The organism is Enterobacter cloacae complex sp. S2 (assembly GCF_015159675.1).
In the GTDB taxonomy this organism is placed as follows: Bacteria; Pseudomonadota; Gammaproteobacteria; order Enterobacterales; family Enterobacteriaceae; genus Enterobacter; species Enterobacter intestinihominis.
On the sequence record NZ_JADDTS010000005.1, the window covers coordinates 79,972 to 101,518 of the forward strand.

The 21,547-nt window shown below is 56.6% G+C and carries 17 protein-coding genes and 1 pseudogene; 7 read left to right on the plus strand and 11 right to left on the minus strand.

The genetic code is table 11. The features are described from left to right. Positions 1–136: 136 nt before the first annotated feature. The 3 genes from malE (at position 137) to malG (ending at position 3,898) form a co-directional block, all read left to right on the plus strand. Positions 137–1,327 (plus strand): maltose/maltodextrin ABC transporter substrate-binding protein MalE, encoded by a 1,191-nt coding sequence (malE, locus tag IPZ49_RS04310; RefSeq protein ID WP_063929514.1) that lies wholly within the window; start codon positions 137–139, stop codon positions 1,325–1,327. A gap of 121 nt (positions 1,328–1,448) precedes the next feature. Continuing rightward, positions 1,449–2,993, plus strand: a complete 1,545-nt coding sequence (gene malF / locus IPZ49_RS04315; protein ID WP_063929515.1) for a maltose ABC transporter permease MalF — start codon at positions 1,449–1,451, stop codon at positions 2,991–2,993. Positions 2,994–3,007: 14 nt separating this feature from the next. Next, complete coding sequence (gene malG, locus IPZ49_RS04320) at positions 3,008–3,898, plus strand: maltose ABC transporter permease MalG (protein WP_003860332.1); 891 nt, start codon at positions 3,008–3,010, stop codon at positions 3,896–3,898. Between the two features lie 96 nt (positions 3,899–3,994). Here malG and psiE read toward each other — a convergent pair whose 3' ends face one another. From psiE to pgi, 6 genes are all read right to left on the minus strand, one after another. Next, positions 3,995–4,405, minus strand: a complete 411-nt coding sequence (gene psiE / locus IPZ49_RS04325; protein ID WP_000202963.1) for a phosphate-starvation-inducible protein PsiE — start codon at positions 4,403–4,405, stop codon at positions 3,995–3,997. Between the two features lie 178 nt (positions 4,406–4,583). Continuing rightward, positions 4,584–6,680: a YjbH domain-containing protein gene (locus tag IPZ49_RS04330; protein WP_023299084.1), complete on the minus strand. Its 2,097-nt coding sequence runs from the start codon at positions 6,678–6,680 to the stop codon at positions 4,584–4,586. Further along, complete coding sequence (locus IPZ49_RS04335) at positions 6,680–7,417, minus strand: capsule biosynthesis GfcC D2 domain-containing protein (RefSeq protein ID WP_048966223.1); 738 nt, start codon at positions 7,415–7,417, stop codon at positions 6,680–6,682. The genes IPZ49_RS04330 and IPZ49_RS04335 overlap by 1 nt, the downstream gene beginning before the upstream one ends. Beyond that, positions 7,414–8,052 carry a YjbF family lipoprotein gene (locus IPZ49_RS04340; protein WP_058646369.1) on the minus strand — a complete coding sequence of 213 codons (639 nt, stop codon included), beginning with the start codon at positions 8,050–8,052 and terminating at the stop codon, positions 7,414–7,416. The genes IPZ49_RS04335 and IPZ49_RS04340 overlap by 4 nt, the downstream gene beginning before the upstream one ends. Before the next feature lie 63 nt (positions 8,053–8,115). After that, positions 8,116–8,358 (minus strand): exopolysaccharide production protein YjbE, encoded by a 243-nt coding sequence (yjbE, locus tag IPZ49_RS04345; protein ID WP_003860341.1) that lies wholly within the window; start codon positions 8,356–8,358, stop codon positions 8,116–8,118. Positions 8,359–8,724: 366 nt separating this feature from the next. Beyond that, the gene (pgi, locus tag IPZ49_RS04350; protein ID WP_022646728.1) at positions 8,725–10,374 is read right to left on the minus strand and encodes a glucose-6-phosphate isomerase; all 1,650 of its coding nucleotides are present in this window, start codon (positions 10,372–10,374) and stop codon (positions 8,725–8,727) included. A 374-nt stretch (positions 10,375–10,748) separates the two neighbouring features. Between pgi and lysC the strand changes: the two genes are divergently transcribed. From lysC to IPZ49_RS04365, 3 genes are all read left to right on the plus strand, one after another. Further along, the gene (gene lysC, locus IPZ49_RS04355) at positions 10,749–12,098 is read left to right on the plus strand and encodes a lysine-sensitive aspartokinase 3 (protein WP_022646727.1); all 1,350 of its coding nucleotides are present in this window, start codon (positions 10,749–10,751) and stop codon (positions 12,096–12,098) included. Positions 12,099–12,191: 93 nt separating this feature from the next. Then, on the plus strand, positions 12,192–13,136 hold the full coding sequence (gene panS, locus IPZ49_RS04360) for a ketopantoate/pantoate/pantothenate transporter PanS (RefSeq protein ID WP_023295757.1): 945 nt from the start codon (positions 12,192–12,194) through the stop codon (positions 13,134–13,136). Between the two features lie 50 nt (positions 13,137–13,186). After that, positions 13,187–13,459: a DUF3811 domain-containing protein gene (locus IPZ49_RS04365; RefSeq protein ID WP_017382612.1), complete on the plus strand. Its 273-nt coding sequence runs from the start codon at positions 13,187–13,189 to the stop codon at positions 13,457–13,459. Here the strand turns inward: IPZ49_RS04365 and rluF are convergent, their stop codons facing one another. From rluF to metH, 5 genes and pseudogenes are all read right to left on the minus strand, one after another. Beyond that, the gene (gene rluF / locus IPZ49_RS04370) at positions 13,460–14,332 is read right to left on the minus strand and encodes a 23S rRNA pseudouridine(2604) synthase RluF (RefSeq protein WP_022646725.1); all 873 of its coding nucleotides are present in this window, start codon (positions 14,330–14,332) and stop codon (positions 13,460–13,462) included. Positions 14,333–14,386: 54 nt separating this feature from the next. Beyond that, positions 14,387–14,560: a CcdB family protein gene (locus IPZ49_RS04375; RefSeq protein ID WP_022646724.1), complete on the minus strand. Its 174-nt coding sequence runs from the start codon at positions 14,558–14,560 to the stop codon at positions 14,387–14,389. Continuing rightward, a pseudogene (locus IPZ49_RS04380) lies at positions 14,560–14,851 on the minus strand (type II toxin-antitoxin system CcdA family antitoxin). Before IPZ49_RS04380 ends, IPZ49_RS04375 begins: the two are co-directional and overlap by 1 nt. A gap of 95 nt (positions 14,852–14,946) precedes the next feature. Then, on the minus strand, positions 14,947–16,578 hold the full coding sequence (locus tag IPZ49_RS04385; RefSeq protein ID WP_022646722.1) for a Na/Pi cotransporter family protein: 1,632 nt from the start codon (positions 16,576–16,578) through the stop codon (positions 14,947–14,949). Positions 16,579–16,795: 217 nt separating this feature from the next. Further along, a complete protein-coding gene (gene metH / locus IPZ49_RS04390) occupies positions 16,796–20,479 on the minus strand; it encodes a methionine synthase (protein WP_063147060.1) in 3,684 nt (1,227 codons plus the stop codon). 193 nt (positions 20,480–20,672) lie between these two features. Between metH and iclR the strand changes: the two genes are divergently transcribed. Continuing rightward, positions 20,673–21,500, plus strand: coding sequence for a glyoxylate bypass operon transcriptional repressor IclR (gene iclR, locus IPZ49_RS04395; protein WP_022646720.1), 828 nt, complete (start codon positions 20,673–20,675; stop codon positions 21,498–21,500). Positions 21,501–21,547: the final 47 nt, after the last annotated feature.

A 21,547-nucleotide genomic window follows, 5' to 3' on the forward strand; every position in this document is an offset into this window, starting at 1 on the left:
TGTTACAGGGATCACACAAACAGGGGGTGGGGCGTAGGGACTGGGAGGATGGAAAGAGGATGTCAAATAAGGAGACTGAGTCACGTTGAACCACCTTATGTATCCACGAGCACATCACCAATAAAGGATGGCAGATATGAAGATCAAGACTGGCGCACGCGTTTTCGCATTGTCCGCCCTCGCAGCAATGATGATTTCCGCACCGGCTCTCGCCAAAATTGAAGAAGGTAAGCTGGTTATCTGGATTAACGGCGACAAGGGCTATAACGGTCTGGCCGAAGTGGGCAAAAAATTCGAGAAAGACACCGGTATCAAAGTCACCGTAGAACACCCGGACAAACTGGAAGAGAAGTTCCCGCAGGTTGCGGCCACGGGCGACGGTCCGGACATTATCTTCTGGGCGCATGACCGTTTCGGGGGCTACGCGCAGTCTGGCCTGCTGGCAGAAGTTACGCCAGACAAAGCCTTCCAGGACAAACTGTTCCCGTTCACCTGGGACGCCGTTCGCTACAACGGCAAGCTGATCGCTTACCCAATCGCGGTTGAAGCCCTGTCACTGATTTACAACAAAGACCTGGTGCCAAATCCACCGAAAACCTGGGAAGAGATCCCTGCTCTGGATAAAGAGCTGAAGGCGAAAGGTAAATCCGCTCTGATGTTCAACCTGCAAGAGCCGTACTTCACCTGGCCGCTGATTGCTGCCGACGGCGGCTACGCGTTCAAGTTTGAAAACGGCAAATATGACGTGAAAGACGTGGGCGTGGACAACGCGGGCGCGAAAAAAGGCCTGACCTTCCTGGTTGACCTGATTAAGAACAAACACATGAATGCGGATACCGACTACTCCATCGCGGAAGCGGCGTTCAACAAAGGCGAAACCGCGATGACCATCAACGGTCCGTGGGCCTGGACCAATATCGACAAGAGCAAAGTCAACTACGGCGTGACCCTGCTGCCAACCTTCAACGGCAAGCCGTCTAAACCGTTTGTTGGCGTGATGAGCGCGGGTATCAACGCCGCCAGCCCGAACAAAGAGCTGGCGAAAGAGTTCCTCGAAAACTACCTGCTGACCGATCAGGGTCTGGATGAAGTGAACAAGGACAAACCGCTGGGCGCCGTTGCGCTGAAATCCTTCCAGGATCAGTTAGCGAAAGATCCACGCATTGCGGCCACCATGGATAACGCCCAGAAAGGCGAAATCATGCCGAACATCCCACAGATGGCTGCGTTCTGGTACGCCACCCGTACCGCCGTCATCAACGCGGCAAGCGGTCGCCAGACTGTTGATGCCGCGCTGAAAGATGCTCAGGGTCGTATTACTAAGTAAGTCTGAAAAACGGCGGGTGGCGCGTGCGCTTACCCGCCCTACGACTACGGCACGATCCGTAGGTCAGGTAAGCGCAGCGCCACCTGACGATAAGTTTCCACCGTTGTAGAGGAAGAACCCCATGGATGTCATTAAAAAGAAACGCTGGTGGCAAAGCGACGCACTGAAGTGGTCAGTGATAGGTCTGCTGTGTCTGCTGGTGGGTTACCTTGTTGTTTTAATGTACGTGCAAGGGGAATACCTTTTTGCCATCATGACGCTGATTTTAAGCTCGGTTGGCCTGTATATTTTCGCCAACCGTAAAGCGTATGCCTGGCGCTATGTCTACCCCGGTGTTGCCGGGATGGGGCTGTTTGTCCTCTTTCCGCTGATCTGCACCATCGCGATTGCCTTTACTAACTACAGCAGCACCAACCAGCTCGCGCAGGAGCGTGCCATCCAGGTGCTTCTGGATCGTTCTTATCAGGCGGGTAAAACCTTTAACTTCGGCCTGTATCCTGCGGGAGATGAGTGGAAGTTAGCGCTCACTGACGGTGAGAGCGGCAAAAACTATCTTTCCGACGCGTTCAAATTTGGCGGCGAGCAGAAGCTGGTCTTAAAAGAGGCCGCGGCCCTGCCGGAAGGTGAACGTGCCAACCTGCGTATCATCACTCAAAATCGCCAGGCGCTGACCCAGCTCACCGCCGTGCTGCCCGATGACAGCAAAGTAACCATGAGCTCGCTGCGCCAGTTTTCCGGCACGCAGCCGCTTTATACTCTGGCGGATGACGGCACGCTGACCAACAACCAGAGCGGCGTAAAATACCGCCCGAACAACGATATCGGTTTCTATCAGTCGGTGAATGCCGACGGCAGCTGGGGCGACGACAAGCTCAGCCCGGGCTATACCGTTACCATCGGCTGGGATAACTTTACCCGCGTGTTTACCGACGAAGGCATCCAGAAACCGTTCTTCGCCATCTTCGTCTGGACGGTAGTCTTCTCCATCCTGACCGTGATCCTGACCGTGGCCGTGGGCATGGTGCTGGCCTGTCTGGTCCAGTGGGAATCCCTGAAGGGCAAAGCGATTTACCGCGTGCTGCTGATTCTGCCGTACGCCGTGCCGTCGTTCATCTCGATTCTGATTTTCAAAGGGTTGTTTAACCAGAGCTTCGGTGAAATCAACATGATGCTGAGCGCGCTGTTCGGCATCAAACCGGCCTGGTTCAGCGACCCGACCACCGCTCGCTCGATGATTATCATCGTGAACACCTGGCTCGGTTATCCGTACATGATGATCCTGTGCATGGGGCTGCTGAAGGCCATCCCGGACGACCTGTACGAAGCCTCGGCGATGGACGGCGCGGGTCCGTTCCAGAACTTCTTCAAAATTACCCTGCCGCTGCTCATTAAGCCGCTGACGCCGCTGATGATTGCCAGCTTCGCCTTTAACTTTAACAACTTTGTGCTGATTCAGCTGTTGACCAACGGCGGTCCGGACCGTCTCGGCACCACCACGCCGGCAGGCTATACCGACCTGCTCGTGAGCTACACCTACCGTATCGCCTTCGAAGGCGGCGGCGGTCAGGACTTCGGTCTGGCGGCAGCGATTGCCACCCTGATCTTCCTGCTGGTGGGCGCCCTGGCGATCGTGAACCTGAAAGCTACACGTATGAAATTTGACTAAGGAGGGCACTGAACATGGCTATGGTACAACCCAAATCTCAGAAACTGCGCCTCCTCGCGACGCACTTAGGCCTGCTGATTTTCATCGCGGCGATCATGTTCCCGCTGCTGATGGTTATCGCCATCTCCCTGCGTTCGGGGAACTTCGCCACCGGGAGCCTGATCCCGGATGAAATCTCCTGGGAGCACTGGAAACTCGCGCTGGGCTTCAGTGTGGAACACGCGGATGGCCGCGTCACTCCACCGCCGTTCCCGGTGCTGCTGTGGCTGTGGAACTCGGTAAAAGTGGCGACCATCACTGCCATCGGCATCGTGACGCTCTCCACCACCTGTGCTTACGCCTTCGCCCGTATGCGTTTCCCGGGCAAAGCGACGCTGCTGAAAGGGATGCTGATTTTCCAGATGTTCCCGGCGGTGCTGTCACTGGTGGCGTTGTATGCCCTGTTTGATCGTCTGGGCCAGTACGTGCCGTTTATCGGCCTGAACACCCACGGCGGCGTGATCTTCGCCTATCTTGGCGGCATCGCCCTGCATGTGTGGACCATCAAGGGCTATTTCGAAACCATCGATGGTTCACTGGAAGAAGCCGCCGCGCTGGATGGCGCCACCCCGTGGCAGGCGTTCCGTCTGGTGCTGCTGCCGCTGTCGGTGCCGATTCTGGCGGTGGTGTTCATCCTGTCGTTTATCGCGGCGATCACCGAAGTACCGGTCGCCTCTCTGTTACTGCGCGATGTGAACAGCTACACCCTGGCCGTCGGTATGCAGCAATACCTCAACCCGCAAAACTACCTGTGGGGCGACTTTGCCGCGGCGGCCGTCCTCTCTGCCATCCCGATTACCGTGGTGTTCCTGCTGGCCCAGCGCTGGCTGGTCAACGGCCTGACGGCGGGCGGTGTGAAAGGTTAAGTTTCATCTGTTATGCCACTGCAACCCTCAACTTTAGACGTATTGTATTGAACCAACTTGTGACTGTTGTTAGGCGCTCTTCGGAGCGCCCTTTTTTTATTCGCGTTTCAGCCGCTTTGAGTTGCACAGCCAGAGGGTGATCACCAGCAGCAGGATCGCCGCCGAGTAGATCAGCACGTCGAGCGGGGATTTATGATCGACGATGATCAGCCGCACAATGGCGGTGATGCCAATGTAGACAAAATAGCGCAGCGGGAAGTGAAAGCCGGACTGAAAGTACTTCACAATCAGGGCGATAAATTCAAAGTAGAGAAAGTAGACCACCAGGCCTTCCACCAGCGCGTATTTGCTGGTTTGCTCAGGTGCGAACAGCACATCCGCCAGATGCACCGTCTCTTTACCCAGAAACACGACCAGGATCAGGCCAAGGCTCAGCAGACCGAGGTTCAGCACGGTCTGGAGTATTGTTGAGATAAACTCAACACGCGGACGAGTCAGGGATGTCATACAGCACCTCATTCTCCAGGGCGAGGTTCCTGTATAACGCAAAAATGTGACGGGGATCTATATTTTTTGTTTATGTTTTGTCCATATGAACATTCTTGCCGGGCGGCACTGCGTTTGCCCGGCCTACAAAAATACTTTCGTAGGCCCGGTAAGCACAGCGCCACCGGGCAAACAAGCATCAGCGGAAGTTAATGTTCTTATCGCTGGTCATATCATACAGCTGGAACTTACGTCCAAGCTGCTGACCGCCGTCGCGCGTCAGCGGCGTCCAGCCCACTGCCGCACGGCTGCGGGTTGGGCCTGACGAGAACAGATCCAGCGGAATCGACACATACACCCCTTTGGTGAAGTCCCCTTCCCCGTACTCGTCTGGCGAAACGTTGGTGATGGTGGCATAACCGCCTACCACAACGCCGCTGTCGAAGTGTTTGGAGATATCCAGCGTGCCGCCCTTATCGCCCGCCAGGTATTGCCCGACGCTGGCTTTCACCAGCACATCCTGTGCGAACGACGGCGTCCAGTAGGCGGTCAGGTGGCCGGTTTTGACGCTGTAGTCGGTGAACTTCATCATGTCCTGCGCGCTGCGCCAGTCACGCTGTTTCACGTAGTTGGCATCAATCCCAAACGCCCAGTTACTGTCGACGGGACGATAAAGCACCTCCGCCCCCGCGCCGCCGAACATGGTTTCCAGATAGCCACCATAAACCTGGCCGTAGAAGCCGTTACCGAAGTACTGGAAGTAGTTGGCCTGCAGGTTATTCACGTAGATATCGTTCTGCACATATTCGCGAACGCGGGTACGCACGCGCGGCAGTTTTGAATCGTTCGGCGGATTGGTGTAGTTAAATTTGTCGTAGTTGTTGGCAAGGTTGCCGAACAGACTACCGGTGGTCAACAGGTGGTCGGTCACCCACAGATCCGCCGTCGCCATCGCGCCCAGCTGATACATGTAGAAGTTTTCCGGCCCACCCACGGACTGGTTCAGCACCGGATCGATATGGAAATCGAAGCGGGATTTATCGATATACCAGCCCTGCTCGGTGCTCTCTGGCACCACCGGCTCAACGCGTTTTTGCACCAGCTCGGTTTCATGTCCCAGCGGTTCGCCTTCAAGATGACGTTTAAGGCTGGCAACATCGGTTTCAGTGGTGACCTGCGGCAGGTTGAGACGGTTCTCCGTCACGCGGATCGTGCGGATCCCCTCCGGCAGATCGTTCATGACGATCCGGTTGGCGCGCTCGATCCCTTCGCGGGAGTCGCGGTATTTTACCTGCTCGCCGGTGACGTACAGCGTATCGCCTTTGGTCTGGATCTTCGGATCCGCCAGGCCTGCGTTATATTTCAGCAGCGTCAGCTGGTTCGCTACCACGGAGTGCTGAATGATCGCATCCTGCGGCTCCGGCTGGTATTTGGGCCGCGGGTTGTCATTGTAGCGCGGCCGCATGTCGTTAAAGTTGGTGCGCAGCGTAAAGCCAAACATCAGGGTATTACCGCGCTCATAGCTGAGGTTAACGTCGGCCCAGTCGGTGACGCGGTAAATGGCGCCGACGTTAAACTTGCTCTTCTGCTCAATCTTGCCGGCAAAATCTTCGCTGTAGTTATTGCCTTCGTACTCCAGCTTCAGGCGCAGCGGCTGCCATGGCGTTTGATACTCTACGCCTCCAAACAACGAGGCCGGGCCGTGGAACATCTGGTCGCCGTTGATGGAACCCGCTTTTTTATAGCTGTTATCGCGGTAGCAGTATTTGTCGCTGTAGGTACAGAACGGGTTGGTTACGTTGCCGCTGGTGCCGAGGTAGCCCCAGCCAAGACCCAGCGAGAAATCAAACGGTCCCCAGGCTTTACTGGCAACGATGTATTCCGCATCAAACAGGCCGGTCCCGCCAATGTCTTTCGCCCCGACGGAGACCTGCGGCATCCAGTAGCTCTCTTCCCACAGGCGCAGCTTCACGTCGAAGGCCTTGTCTTTATAGGTCTGATCGCCGGAGAAGGCGTCCACGCTGCTGTACTGTTTTGTACGCACGTCGGTGTAGCGCAGCGTGGTCTCCAGCCAGGGGAATAGCTGCACGGACGCAGAGTAGTAACGGTACTGATCGTTATCGCGATAGTTAAGGCTGATTTCCCCCTCGCGGGCCATACGCGCGGTCGGGGTTTGCAGTAAGCCCACGCCGCCAAAATCGGACTGCGACGGGCCGATGGGTGCCGGATACGTTTCTGCATGACAGGCGGCACTCACGCACAGTGCAAGCATGCTGTAGAGATAGGTTTTTTTCATTATTCCGGTATCCGCTGTATCAGGGAGCGAAGGATATCGGCATTAAGCCCGTCATACGCTTTCGTCCAGAAATGGTCGGCAAAACCGACAAAAATGATGCTGCCTGGCATAGGTTCGATATGGCGTTTATTCCAGTAAGCCACCGGCGCTTTTTGCGTATGCCCGTCCGGATAGACCACCCAGGCATAGCTGTTATCCGCACCGCTGAGCAAGCTTTGCTCGTCGAGATAGCTCACGACGTCACGGCCCGGCGTAAACGGCTTTTTGCCAGGGCTGCTGATAAGCCCCATCACGGTGACGGTGGAAGGCTGAGCCGGCAGCCACAGGGTATAGTCCCCTTCCAGCGACGGATTGCCGTTTTCGGCGACGCGCACCTCATCCGGATCGAGATTCACCTTCTGGCGACCCGTCACCTTAACCGCCTGAAGCTGCTGACGCAGGCTAGTAATGGCCGCGGCATCGTCAGCATCTTCCTGTTGTGCCAGCCCGCTCAGTCGGGCGAGCAGCGCCTGATGTTTTTGTTCCGCTACAATCGTCGCCTGACGCTCGCTGATAACCGCCCCTGTCCACCAGCTTTTCGCCAGCCTCGGCTGCCCCACCAGATCGAGCAGATGCCCGGCATTGGTTAAGGTTTTAGGTTTTTCGCTGTCCGGGGTGTAGACCTGTACCGTTCCCGCAGACCACGCCAGCGGCGAGGCCAGGCTGGCGAGAAGCGCAACGTGAATGAACATTTTCATGATTTCGCCGCCTTGATCAGGGTGGTCTTCACCGGGAAGAAACCGGCACCGAGATACTGTAAGGACTGGCGGATTTGCCCCTCTCCGTCCACCCAGAAGCGGTTATGCCAGGTGGCCTGATCGGTTGTCACCTCTTCATCCAGCACGCGCACCTGCGTTTCGTCGCTGCCCACTTTGACGCTGTCCGTACCATCCCAGCGGAAGGTGGAGCGGGCCGTGGCGTAGCGCACCTGTTTGTGCTCGGTCCAGCCCATTGTGCGCGTCCAGCTTGCGCCATCGACGATCTGATTCGGCTTGATGAGCGGATCTTCAGCCAGGTTGTTTACCTCAAGCAGGTTGTCGCCGCCGAGCAACGTTTTCACGATTCGGGAATGCTGAGTCACGATGGTAGCCTGATCCTGCGTCACCCATTTCTGCTGCCCGTTTTCATCGAAAGCGAGCACCACAAACAGTTGCGGACCATCGTTTAGCTGCATGTACTGGCTGGCATACGGCATGTTCTGAAGTTCGTCATCGGTCAGATGCACGCCCGGCGTGCCGAACATGCTGTCCCACAGTGAGTGGCCCAGCCCTTTGGTGGTAGCTGAGCACGCCTGCAATAGCAGGCAAATCAGGATGATTGCAGGTCGCTTCACGACTCTTCTCCGAAGGGGCGAAATAACCACACCGAAGTGTGGTTATGATTAAAACACCCGGTATTACTGGGTGCTGGTCGTCGTAGTGGTCGTGGTTCCGGTATTGGAGCCATCACCGCCACCGGTTGCCGCCAGCGCGACACCCACGGCTGAACTTACGGCGCTGGTGCTGGCTGCGGTAGAACTCCCCGCAGACGCAGACGTCGCTGCCGACCCTGCTGCTTCCCCGACCTGGACCGGAGCTGCATAGACAGACGTCGCCGCAAGCGCAGATATGGCAAAAATGCCATACAGTACTTTCTTCATAACAATTTCCCTTCAATGAATGAATGGAGATTTGCCCGAAAAGAAATTCAGGCGGATTCGAGTATACACAACTAAAGCAGTGGGTTTACCGTGGGGGTAAATAGGGATGAGGTTTTCAGACTAATGGTTAAAAATGAAAAGAAAAAATAATTATTGAAATAGATAACCATTCATTATCAAGCAGTTATAATATAAACCCATTAAAGTATCACTCCGTATTTTCTTAAAATAACCCTCAGCAATTTACGGGGTAACCGTGTTTTTCGGATTAAACTCAGATTCAGAATTTGAGATAACTAACAGACATCAGGAATTATCCGATAAAAAAATGCCGGCATATCGCCGGCATTGTTCATGACATATTTATTACGCACGCCATGCTTTATAACGGTTAATCAGACCATTGGTGGAGCTGTCGTGGCTGTCGATTGCTTTATCGTCACCCAGCTCTGGCAGAATGCGGTTTGCCAGCTGTTTGCCCAGCTCAACGCCCCACTGGTCAAAGGTGAAGATGTTCAGAATAGCGCCCTGAGTGAAGATCTTGTGCTCGTAGAGGGCAATCAGCGCGCCCAGGCTGAACGGCGTAATTTCACGCAGCAGAATGGAGTTAGTTGGACGGTTGCCTTCGAACACTTTGAACGGCACAACGTGTTCCAGCGTAGCCGGATCTTTACCCTGGTCACGGTACTCCTGCTCAACCACCTCGCGGGATTTACCGAACGCCAGCGCTTCGGTCTGGGCGAAGAAGTTAGACAGCAGCTTCGGATGGTGGTCGGACAGCGGGTTGTGCGTAATCGCCGGGGCGATGAAATCGCACGGTACCATTTTGGTGCCCTGGTGGATCAGCTGGTAGAACGCGTGCTGACCGTTGGTGCCCGGCTCGCCCCAGATGATTGGGCCAGTCTGGTAATCCACCGCGTTGCCGTTACGGTCAACGTATTTACCGTTGGATTCCATGTTGCCCTGCTGGAAGTAGGCCGCAAAGCGGTGCATATACTGGTCGTACGGCAGAATCGCTTCGGTTTCAGCGCCGAAGAAGTTGTTGTACCAGATCCCAATCAGCGCCAGCAGCACCGGCAGGTTTTTCTCAGGCGCGGTGGTGGAGAAGTGTTTGTCCATCGCGTGCGCGCCGGAGAGCAGCTCAACGAAGTTGTCGAAGCCGACGGACAGGATGATGGACAGACCGATCGCAGACCACAGTGAGTAGCGGCCACCCACCCAGTCCCAGAATTCAAACATGTTCGCAGTATCAATACCGAACTCACCCACCGCTTTACCGTTGGTGGACAGCGCCGCGAAGTGTTTCGCCACGTGCTTTTCGTCGCCCGCGGTTTTCAGGAACCAGTCGCGCGCGCTGTGGGCGTTGGTCATGGTTTCCTGAGTGGTGAAGGTTTTAGACGCCACCAGGAACAGCGTGGTTTCCGGGTTCACCTTTTTCAGCACTTCAGCGATGTGAGTCCCATCGACGTTGGACACGAAGTGCATGTTGAGATGGTTTTTATACGGGCGCAGCGCCTCGGTCACCATGAACGGGCCGAGGTCAGAGCCGCCGATACCGATGTTTACGACGTCGGTGATCGCTTTCCCGGTGTAGCCTTTCCACTGACCTGAGATGATCGCTTCAGAGAAGGTTTTCATCTTTTCCAGCACCGCGTTCACTTCCGGCATCACATCTTTGCCGTCAACGATAATTGGAGTATTGCTACGGTTGCGCAGCGCCACGTGCAGCACGGCACGGTCTTCGGTGCGGTTGATCTTCTCACCGGAGAACATGGATTTGATGGCATCTGCCAGCTCAGTCTCTTTCGCCAGATCTTGCAGCTTCGCCAGCGTCTCTTCGGTGATACGGTTCTTAGAGAAATCCACCAGCATCAGGTCATCGAAGGTGGCGGAAAACTTGCTGAAACGATCGGCATCTTTCGCGAACAGATCCGCGATAGTGACGTCTTTCATTTCATCAAAATGTTTCTGTAGTGCCTGCCATGCAGCGGTCTGCGTTGGGTTGATGTTTTTCATAGCAATACTCTTCTGATTTGAGAATTGTGACTGCGGTCGATTGTAGCGCCTGCAAATAAAAATTGTGATGGTTTTTATGCCATTGCCCTGGTCTGCATCAAACGCAGGTGAAAAGACCCGAAAAGTATAGCTGCTGTCGCGCCCTTCCGGCGTGGCGAAATGTTGGTCAAAAAGGGGTAAAAAGGAGCATAAAATATGGGCCTGTTATAAGTCCTGTTTCTGAGGGGTACCCCCCCATGAAAAATCCGCATAATCCCAGCATTGACAGGACCTCCCCCGCATTTTATTTATAGGGCCGTATTTTGCGCCTGCACCTGTTCTCGCTTCATTCTTGTGCCAAGGTCGCTCTATTCATTCCCTGACACGAGGTTGTTATGACGAGTTTTGTGGTCGCCAAGTTTGGCGGCACCAGTGTGGCAGACTACGCTGCCATGAACCGCAGCGCCGATGTGGTGCTGGCCGATCCGAATACCCGCCTGGTGGTGCTCTCCGCCTCAGCCGGCGTGACGAACCTGCTGGTTTCTTTGTCTGAAGGACTGGAAGCGACCGAGCGTTTCGTGAAGCTGGATGCACTGCGCAAAATTCAGTTCGACATCCTTGAGCGTCTGCAAAACCCGAACGTCATTCGTGAGGAAGTGGAACGCCTGCTGGAAAATATCACTACCCTGGCAGAAGCCGCTTCACTGGCAACCTCTACCGCCCTAACCGACGAACTGGTCAGCCACGGCGAACTGATGTCCACCCTGCTGTTCGTTGAGATCATGCGCGAGCGCAATATTCAGGCGCAGTGGTTCGACGTGCGTAAAGTAATGCGCACCAGCGACCGCTTTGGCCGCGCCGAGCCGGACGTTGAAGCTTTGGCAGAGCTCACTAACCAGCAGCTTGCCCCGCGTCTGGATGAAGGCATAGTGATCACCCAGGGCTTTATCGGCAGCGAAGCCAAAGGGCGCACAACCACGCTGGGCCGTGGCGGCAGCGACTATACCGCCGCCCTGCTGGGTGAAGCCCTGCATGCCACCCGCGTGGATATCTGGACGGACGTGCCGGGCATTTACACCACCGACCCGCGCGTGGTCTCTGCGGCAAAACGCATTGACGTGATCGCCTTTGAAGAAGCGGCTGAAATGGCCACCTTCGGCGCAAAAGTGCTGCATCCGGCCACGCTGCTGCCTGCCGTGCGCAGCGACATTCCGGTCTTCGTTGGCTCCAGTAAAGATCCAAAGGCGGGCGGGACGCTGGTCTGCAAGAAAACCGAGAACCCGCCGCTGTTCCGCGCGCTGGCCCTGCGTCGTAAGCAGACGCTGGTTACCCTGCACAGCCATAATATGCTGCACTCCCGCGGATTCCTGGCGGAAGTGTTTGGCATCCTGGCGCGCCACAATATCTCCGTGGACCTGATCACCACGTCAGAAGTCAGCATTGCGCTGACGCTCGACACCACCGGTTCAACCTCAACGGGTGATACCCTGCTGACGCAGTCGCTGCTGATTGAGCTTTCCGAGCTGTGCCGCGTGGAGGTGGAAGAAGATCTGGCGCTGGTTGCCATCATCGGTAATAAGCTGTCGCGCGCGTGCGGCGTGGGCAAAGAGGTGTTCGGCGTGCTCGACCCGTTCAGCATCCGCATGATTTGCTACGGCGCGTCCAGCTACAACCTCTGCTTCCTGGTCCCTGCCGATCAGGCCGAGCAGGTTGTGCAGAAACTTCATCAGAATTTGTTTGAATAAAATTCGTTAGCACGATAAACATTATCCATAAGCCGGGCACAGACCCGGCTTTTTTATAACAAAACAACACGACAATACTGCAAGGAATTCACTATGCTCTCCGCTATCACCCGGCTGTTCCCGTTATGGGCGCTGCTGCTCTCCGTACTCGCGTATTACACTCCCACCACGTTCACGGGCATTGGTCCGTGGGTCACCACGCTACTGATGCTGATTATGTTCGGCATGGGCGTGCATCTAAAAATTGACGATTTCAAACGCGTGCTGTCTCGCCCGGCACCGGTTGCCGCAGGGATTTTCCTGCACTACCTGGTGATGCCGCTCGCGGCCTGGCTGCTGGCGATGGCCTTTAAGATGCCGCCCGACCTTTCCGCCGGGATGGTGCTGGTGGGGAGCGTCGCCAGCGGCACGGCATCTAACGTCATGATCTATCTGGCGAAAGGCGACGTGGCGCTCTCCGTCACTATCTCTTCCGTTTCCACGCTGGTGGGCGTGATTGCCACGCCGCTGTTAACCCGCCTGTACGTGGACGCGCATATCCAGGTGGATGTGATGGGCATGCTGCTCAGCATTCTGCAAATCGTGGTGATCCCGATTGCGCTGGGACTGGTGATCCACCATCTCTTCCCGCGGGTGGTGAAAGCGGTTGAGCCGTATCTGCCCGCGTTTTCGATGGTCTGCATACTTGCCATTATCAGCGCCGTGGTAGCCGGTTCCGCATCGCACATTGCTTCGGTGGGCTTTGTAGTGATCGTCGCGGTTGTGCTGCATAACACCATTGGTCTGCTGGGCGGATACTGGGGTGGAAAGCTGTTTGGTTTCGACGAATCCACCTGCCGCACGCTGGCGATCGAAGTGGGGATGCAGAACTCTGGCCTGGCGGCGGCGCTGGGTAAAATTTACTTCTCACCGCTGGCGGCGCTACCGGGAGCGCTGTTCTCCGTCTGGCACAACCTGTCCGGTTCGCTGTTAGCAGGGTACTGGTCCGGTAAGCCGATTGATGACCAACCGAAAAAAGATGCGGTGAAACAGGGTTAATTGAGCCGGCTTGCTTTACACTGAAGCCTCCCCATCAGGAGGCTTCAGCAATGGCTACACCACGTTTGACCCAGAAAGACATGACCGAAGCCGAGCAGCGCGAACTTAAAACGCTTCTCGACCGCGCCCGCATCGCGCATGGCCGCACGCTGACGAACGCCGAAACCAATCAGGTTAAAAAAGAGTACATCGATAAGCTGATGGCGCAACGTGATGCCGCGGCGAAAAAAGCCCGCAAGCTGAAAAAAGAGCAGGCGTATAAACCCGACGCAGAGGCGACTTTTTCCTGGTCCGCCAGCACATCAACCCGTGGAAGGCGCTAATCAGCGCCCTTTCTTTTTGCGCCCCGGCTGGGTAAAGCGTTTTCCGTTGCCCGGCTTGCCTCGCCCTTTCTCTTCCGCCTGCGGTGCCTTCACCACCGGACGCTTAATCGCCTGCGTTTTCGGTTTGGCTTTAGCTTTCGGCTTCGCTTCGGACGAGGAGTTCTCGATAAGTTTGAACAGCTCGATCAGCTCGTCATCCGTTAAGTCACGCCACTCGCCCAGCGGGATGCCAGACAGGCTGACGTTCATGATGCGCGTGCGTTCCAGCTTCGTCACTTCATAACCGAAGTACTCGCACATGCGGCGGATCTGGCGGTTCAGGCCCTGAACCAGCGTGATGCGGAACGCGAACGGTGCTTCTTTTTTGACTTTACACTTCTTCGTCACGGTGCCCAGAATCGGCACGCCAGCGCCCATTCCGCGGATAAACTCGTCCGTCACCGGCTTGTTCACCGTCACGATGTACTCTTTCTCGTGGTCGTTACCGGCACGCAGAATTTTGTTGACCAGATCGCCGTGGTTGGTGAGGAAAATCAGCCCCTGAGAGTCTTTATCCAGACGGCCAATCGGGAAAATGCGGCTGCTGTGGTTCACGAAATCAACAATGTTGTCCCGCTCGCCATCTTCCGTGGTGCTGACAATCCCAACCGGTTTGTTCAACGCGATAAACACCAGGTCTTCGGCATCACGCGGTTCGATGACCTGACCATTCACTTTCACCACATCGCCAGGTACCACCTGATCGCCAATGGTGGCGCGTTTGCCGTTAAGAAACACGTTACCCTGTTCAATGTAACGGTCAGCCTCGCGACGTGAGCAGATCCCGCTCTCGCTAATGTATTTGTTTAATCGGGTTGATTGAGTTGGCAGCATAGTTTCTCCTGTGAAGGGCGAAATATACCTTACCTTGCGCCTGACAAAAAAGTCCTAGTAACCGCTGATCAGAAAATCGAGTGCATCCCGCAATGAAGCACTGCTGTTAGTAAGATCGGCAACGCGTTCACCTAACTCTTTTAGCGATATGCCTGCCATCATGTGCATCATCACCACGCAGGGTTTTCCCGCGACCTCAACGGCGGGAGCGACCAGTACATGCTTCATCAGAACGACCTCTGAAAGTCACTAAAGGAGCCGTTTTCATCAACCCACTGGTTAATGGCGTCAATAGAAGCTTTATTTTCTTCAAGCCACTCTGCGCGCCGATGTTCACGAAATTGCTCCTGCAAAGCCGCCGTTAGCACGGCAGAAAGGTTAAGTTTAAGCCTTCGCGCCTCTTCAAGGATGTCCGGCGACAGGGAAACATTCACTGATTTTTTAATGCTATTAGCACCGCATGAGACCCCCCATTGGAATGCGCATGAACTGGCGAAGTGTAGCGTAATAATTGAGCACTTCCTATTCCCTTAAAAATGTAAGGGTTGAAGAATAAATTGCTCTTTATGGGGAGTCACGCCTCACAAAACCGTTTTGCGAGGCGCTTTCAGAGATTAATACTCATCCCGCTCGTCATCTTCATCCGGCTGCTCCATCACGCTGTACGCCACCGCGCAGAACAACGAGTTAAGACGTTTCATATCGCCCAGCAGCCCCAGGTGGAGCGAGCTGGTCTCGATACTCTGCACGTTCTGCTGGTGCAGACGCTCAACGTGGGCGTGCGAGTAGCGCCGGTTGAGGATGCGGAAACGGTGCTTGTTGCGGCGCAGGCGGCGCGCGCTCGGCACGTCGCTGGAGAAGAAGACCGACATCGCCAGCTTCAGGTTGCTGACCAGCTGTTCGTGGAGCGCTTCCAGCTCCTTCAGCCCTTCGACAGAAAACGCCCGACGTGCGGCCAGGGATTTGTCTGCGATTTCACTGCCCATACGCTCGACAATATCCGAAGCCTGCTCCAGGTTAAGCGACATCTCAATGATTTCCGCCCAGCGGCGCGACTCCTCTTCCGCCAGCTCGTCCTGCGGGATCCGCGCCAGATAGAGCTTGATGGCGGTATACAGCACGTTGATATCGTCCGCCAGCCTGCGCAGCTCTTTTTCTTCGCGCGGCTCGCCGTGCATCACCTTTTGCAACCCTTCCAGCATGGTTTCCATCGCGTCACCCATGCGCAGCGTTTCGCGGGCGGCATTGGCGATAGCCAGCGCGGGCGTGTCCAGCACCGAGGTGTCCAGATGCTTCGGTTTAAGGCGCGCGTCCAGCTCCGGTTCATCACGAATTAGCCGCTCGCAGAAGCGGGCCATCGGCGCGGCAAACGGCACCATCGCCAGACAGCGTACCAGGTTGTAGAAGACGTGGAAGTAGATCACCAGCTCCGCTTTCGGCAGAGAGAGGTTGTCCATCAGGTTCGCCAGCGGGTGCACAAACGGCAGAATGATCAGGCTACCCACCAGCTTGAAGAGCAAACTCCCCAGCGCCACCCGTCGGGCGGCAGCATTGGCTGCGCTGTTGTTAAGCATCGCCAGCAGGCCAGAGCCAAGATTCGCACCGATGACCAGGCATAGCGCCACCGGGAAAGAGATCGCGCCCGCAGCGGTTAGCGTGGCCGTCAGCAACACGGCCGCCAGGCTGGAGTAGCTGACAATGGCAAACACCGCGCCGATCAGCGCATCCAGCATAATATCGCCGGTTAACGAGGCGAAAATGACCTGCACACCGTTGGCCTGGGTAATCGGCGTAACTGCCTGCACAATCAGCTCCAGCGCCAGCAGGATCAGCCCGAGGCCAATACCGACGCGGCCAAGCTGCCCGGCACGGCTTTGCTTACGGCCGAGGAAGAAAATGACGCCGATAAAAATCAGTAGCGGCGACAGCCAAGAGAGATCGAAGGTCAGGATACGTGCCATCAGCGCGGTACCGACGTCGGCACCAAGGACAATCACCAGCGCCGGGGCGAGCGCCACCAGATCCTGCGCCACGAACGAGGTGACGAGCATAGTGGTGGCGTTGCTGCTTTGCACCAGCGCCGTGACGCCAATACCCGCACAGAAGGCGAGCGGCTTCTTCTCAACGCTGCCGCTGAGAACGGTACGTAAACGTGCGCCAAACACGCGCATCACGCCGGTACGAACGATATGGGTGCCCCATACCAGCAGTGCGACTGCGGAGAGCAGGTGTAACAACGTCAACACAGTGGGTTTTCCTCCTTATCGTTATCTGTTTTCCTGAGGCTTGTTGCGCGTTATCTTGCCGGATGGCGGCTACGCCTTATCCGGCCTACGCGCAGGCCCGGTCAGCGCAGCGCCGCCGGGCAATGTAGTAAGAACCTTCTTCCAGTATAAGGGTTTAAACGTAAGAAAGAGACAAGGCACCATAGCGGTGCCCTGTTTGTTGTAAGGAAAAGTGACGTTAGTCTGCGTCGTAGCCTAAATTCGGCGCCAGCCAGCGTTCCACCTCTGACACGCTCATGCCTTTTCGCAGGGCGTAGTCTTCAATCTGATCTCGCTGAAGCTGTGCCACGGCGAAGTACTTGCTGTCCGGGTGGCTGAAATACCAGCCGGAAACGGACGCGCCCGGCCACATGGCGAACGACTCGGTAAGTTTCATGCCGGTATGCGCTTCCACGTCGAGCAGTTTCCAGATAGTGCCCTTCTCGGTGTGTTCCGGGCAGGCCGGATAGCCGGGTGCCGGACGAATGCCCTGGTAGTTTTCGCGGATCAGCTCCTCGTTGCTGAGATTCTCATTCGCCGCGTAGCCCCAGTGCACCTTACGTACGCGCTCGTGGAGGTACTCAGCAAAGGCTTCCGCCAGGCGATCGGCGATCGCTTTCACCATGATTTTGTTGTAATCATCGTGCTGTGCGTCGTACGCGTCCGCCAGCGCGTCTTCTTCCAGACCGCCGGTCACCGCAAAGGCGCCGATATAGTCGGCTTTACCGGAGAGTTTCGGTGCGACGAAATCCGCCAGGCAGTAGTTGGCAAAGCCCACTTTCTCGGTTTGCTGGCGCAGATGGTGGCTCACGGCCAGCACATGGGTGCGGGTTTCATCGCGGTAAATTTCAACATCGTCGCCCACGCGGTTCGCCGGGAACAGCCCCACCACGCCGCGCGGGTTGAGGGCTTTCTCTGCGCTCAGTCTGTCGAGCATATCGTTGGCATCTTTAAACAGGCGTTTCGCCTCTTCGCCTACTACCTCATCTTCAAGAATGCGCGGATATTTGCCCGCCAGCGACCAGGTCATGAAGAACGGCGTCCAGTCGATGTAGTTACGCAGCGTTTCGATGCTGGCCGTCACCTCCTGCACGCCCAGACGGTGCGCGACCGGCGGCGTATAGCTGGACCAGTCGAACGCCAGATCGTTATCGCGCGCCGCCTGAAGCGAAACCGGCGGCGTGCGCGGTTTCTTACGTCCATGCTGAATGCGGACGGTTTCATACTCTTTGCGGGTGCGGGCGACAAAGTCATCGCGCTGGGTGTCAGACAGCAGCGCGGAGACCACGCCCACGGTGCGCGAGGCGTTTTGGACATACACCGTCGGCCCACTGTAGTTCTGCTCGATTTTCACTGCGGTGTGGGCTTTCGAGGTGGTTGCCCCGCCAATCAGCAGTGGAATAGTGAAGCCCTGGCGCTCCATCTCTTTTGCCACGTTGACCATTTCGTCCAGCGACGGCGTAATCAGCCCGGAAAGACCAATCAGATCCGCATTCACTTCGCGAGCGGTCCTGAGGATTTTATCCGCCGGGACCATCACGCCAAGATCGATAATTTCGTAGTTATTGCATTGCAGTACCACGCCGACAATGTTTTTGCCAATGTCGTGCACGTCGCCCTTCACGGTGGCAATGACCATCTTACCGTTACTGGAGCCCTTCTCTTTGCTGGCTTCGATAAACGGCTCAAGATAAGCCACGGCCTGCTTCATGACGCGGGCGGATTTCACCACCTGCGGCAGGAACATTTTGCCCTCGCCGAACAGATCGCCGACCACGTTCATGCCGTCCATCAGCGGCCCTTCGATCACTTCAATCGGACGGGCTGCCTGCTGACGCGCTTCCTCGGTATCCTGCTCAATGAACTCAGTAATGCCTTTTACCAGCGAGTATTCCAGACGCTTTCTCACATCCCAGGAACGCCATTCGGCCTGCTGAACGTTGGCTGATTCGTCAGCTTTACTGCCGCGGTATTTTTCCGCCAGATCCAGCATGCGTTCGGTGGCGTCGTCGCGACGGTTGAGGATCACATCTTCTACTGCGTCGCGTAGTTCTGCGGGCAGGTCGTCGTAAATCGCCAGCTGTCCGGCGTTAACGATCCCCATGTCCATCCCGTTGCGGATGGCATAGTAGAGGAACACGGCGTGGATCGCCTCACGCACCGGGTCGTTACCGCGGAACGAGAACGACACGTTTGACACGCCGCCGGAGATCAGCGCATGCGGTAGCTCGCGTTTAATGTCTTCACACGCGCCGATAAAGTCCTGGGCGTAGTTGTTGTGCTCTTCGATGCCGGTCGCGACGGCGAAGATGTTCGGGTCGAAAATAATGTCTTCCGGCGGGAAGCCCACCTCTTCGGTCAAAATGTTGTACGCCCGGCGGCAAATCTCAATTTTGCGCTCGCGAGTATCGGCCTGGCCCACTTCATCGAAGGCCATCACCACCACGGCGGCCCCGTAGCGACGCACCAGCTTCGCGTGGTGGATAAAGGTATCGACGCCCTCTTTCATTGAGATGGAGTTAACGATGCCTTTGCCCTGAATGCACTTCAGCCCCTTTTCGATGACGTCCCATTTGGAAGAGTCAATCATGATCGGCACGCGGGCGATGTCCGGCTCGCCGGCAATCAGGTTGAGGAAGCGCACCATCGCCGCTTCGGCGTCGAGCATCCCCTCGTCCATGTTGATATCGATAATCTGCGCGCCGCTCTCCACCTGCTGGCGGGCAACGTCCAGCGCTTCGCTGTACTTCTCTTCTTTGATCAGGCGCTTGAACTTCGCAGAACCGGTGACGTTGGTACGTTCACCCACGTTCACAAACAGGCTGTCGTCGCCGATGGTCAACGGCTCAAGGCCGGACAGACGGCAGGCTACCGGAAGCTCGGGTAACTTGCGCGGTGCAAGCCCGGCGACGGCGCGGCTCATGGCGGCGATGTGCTCTGGCGTGGTGCCGCAGCAGCCGCCGACGATGTTGAGGAAGCCAGATTCGGCCCACTCGCGGATTTGCGCCGCCATGGTATCGGCATCCAGATCATACTCACCGAACGCGTTCGGCAGACCGGCGTTCGGGTGGGCGGTGACGTAGCACTCTGCGATGCGCGAAAGCTCCTGCACGTACTGGCGCAGCTCGTCCGGCCCCAGCGCGCAGTTCAGGCCGAAGGAGAGCGCTTCGGCATGGCGCAGAGAGTTATAAAACGCTTCGGTTGTCTGGCCGGAAAGCGTGCGCCCCGAGGCATCGGTGATGGTGCCGGAAATCATGATCGGCAGGTCAACGCCCAGCGCCTCGAACTCCTCTTTCACCGCGTAAATTGCGGCTTTGGCGTTGAGGGTGTCGAATACGGTTTCAATCAGGATCAGGTCGGAACCGCCTTCCACCAGCGCTTTAGTGGACTCACGATACGCGGCCACCAGTTGGTCAAAGGTGATATTGCGGAAGGCTGGATCGTTCACGTCCGGAGAAATCGACGCGGTGCGGTTGGTCGGGCCCAGCACCCCGGCAACATAGCGTGGCTTGTCCGGCGTGCGGGCCGTCCACTCGTCGGCGCAGGCGCGGGCGAGTTTCGCCGCTTCAAAGTTGATCTCCGCCGACAGGGATTCCATCTGGTAATCCGCCATGGCGATGGTTGTCGAGTTGAAGGTGTTGGTTTCTACAATATCCGCACCCGCTTCGAAGTAGGCGTTGTGGATATCCCTGATGACAGAGGGTTTGCTCAACACCAGCAGGTCATTGTTTCCTTTCAGGTCACAAGGCCAGTCGGCAAAGCGCTCTCCACGGAAATCGTCTTCAATCAGACGATAGCCCTGGATCATGGTGCCCATGCCGCCGTCCAGCACCAGAATTCGTTCATTTAACTGCGCACGCAGTTGCTCTACTTTGCTGCTCACACTTGCTCCCGACAACGTTCAACATGGCCAAAAGGCTGCGTTCCATACTGGCATAATCTCTAAGGGTCGAAAAGTCACACAGCGGTAACATGAGACATGTTCACTATCACTCCTCCGATCAGTCAGGAAAGCGGTTGCAAAACCACCAAATAAAACGAAAATGATTTCCACGATACAGAAAAAGGAGTTCGTCATGGTTACGACCGTTCCCGCTAAACGCGGCAGAAAACCTGCTGCAACCACCGCTGCACAACCTGGCGGACAGGTTCAATCCCTGACGCGCGGCCTGAAGCTGCTGGAATGGATAGCCGAATCGCATGGTAGCGTGGCCCTGACAGAGCTGGCGCAGCAGGCGGGACTGCCGAACTCCACCACTCACCGCCTGTTAACCACCATGCAGCAGCTGGGCTTCGTACGTCAGGTGGGCGAGCTGGGTCACTGGGCGGTTGGCGCGCATGCCTTTATCGTCGGCAGCAGCTTCCTGCAAAGCCGCAACCTGCTGGCGATTGTCCACCCGATTCTGCGCAAGCTGATGGAGGAGTCCGGCGAGACGGTAAACCTGGCCGTGCTGGATCAGAGCGATCATCAGGCGATTATCATCGACCAGGTGCAGTGTACGCAGCTGATGCGCATGTCCGCACCGATTGGCGGCAAGCTGCCGATGCACGCCTCTGGCGCAGGGAAAGCGTTTCTCTCGCAGCTTAGCGAAGAGCAGGTGACGGGTCTGCTGCACCGTAAAGGTCTGCACGCCTACACCCACGCCACCCTGGTGTCGCCGGTGCATCTGAAAGAAGATCTGGCTCTGACCCGCAAGCGCGGCTATTCGTTTGATGACGAAGAACATGCCCTCGGGCTGCGCTGCCTCGCGTCCTGTATTTTCGACGAACACCGCGAGCCGTTTGCCGCCATCTCCATCTCCGGGCCGATTTCACGTATGACCGACGACCGCGTCACCGAGCTGGGTGCGCTGGTGATTAAGGCCGCGAAAGAGGTGACGCTGGCGTATGGTGGGATTCGCTAGGATTGAGGGCGGTCTGGTGCCCTCACCCCGGCCCTCTCCCACAGGGC